This is a genomic window from Bradyrhizobium sp. SHOUNA76 (assembly GCF_023006445.1).
In the GTDB taxonomy this organism is placed as follows: Bacteria; Pseudomonadota; Alphaproteobacteria; order Rhizobiales; family Xanthobacteraceae; genus Bradyrhizobium.
Genome location: NZ_JALBHA010001081.1, coordinates 1 through 624, shown reverse-complemented (window position 1 = coordinate 624; position 624 = coordinate 1). Strand labels below are relative to the sequence as shown.

Below are 624 nucleotides of genomic sequence, written 5' to 3'. Positions count from 1 at the left end.
GACCGAGTCGGGTCCGCCGGAGACGGCGAGCACCAGCGCCGGCGCAGCTTTGAGGCCGGCGAAGAGCCGCCTCGCCTCGCGCGCCGCGATCGGAGAATTGTCGTCGTCTGACATGACGCGGGCCCTGACCTCCGCAGGCGGATGGTTACGCCGTCTAGCGTAGCACCATCCGCGTTGTCGGGACCCCGGACCTCAGCACTTCACCCGCTTCTGCTCGCGGTCGACCGCGGCTTTGACGCCGGCGGAGGCGCGCGGATATTTGCGGCCGACCTCGCCGAAGGCGGCGCAGGCGGCCTCCTTCTCCTTCAGGGCGGCGAGCGACTGGCCGAGCCGCAACAGCGCATCCGGCGCCTTGGCCGATTTCTCGTATTTGGTGGTGACGGCGAGGAAGGCTTCCGCGGAATCGCGATATTGCTGGCGCTGGAAATAGCTCTCGCCGAGCCAGTATTGCGCGTCCCCGAGCAGCGGATCGCTCGGATATTTCTGCGTGAAGTTCTTCATGGTCTGCTCGGCGAGCGCGTAGTCCTTGCGCTGCATGTAGCCGATGCCGAGATCGAACTCGTCGCGCGGCGTCGCCGAGGGCGGCAGCGTGGTCAGGCCGGTGCCCCCCGCTGGCGCGGGATA

The 624-nt window shown here is 68.1% G+C and carries 1 protein-coding gene and 1 pseudogene; both read right to left on the bottom strand.

Features of this window, described 5'->3' with window-relative positions; translation table 11 throughout:
• Positions 1–114, bottom strand: a pseudogene (locus tag MOV74_RS39855) (tRNA(Ile)-lysidine synthetase); the annotation flags it as partial.
• A 78-nt stretch (positions 115–192) separates the two neighbouring features.
• Positions 193–624 (bottom strand): tol-pal system protein YbgF (gene ybgF, locus MOV74_RS39850; RefSeq protein ID WP_246933072.1); only part of this gene is annotated, 432 nt, incomplete at its 5' end.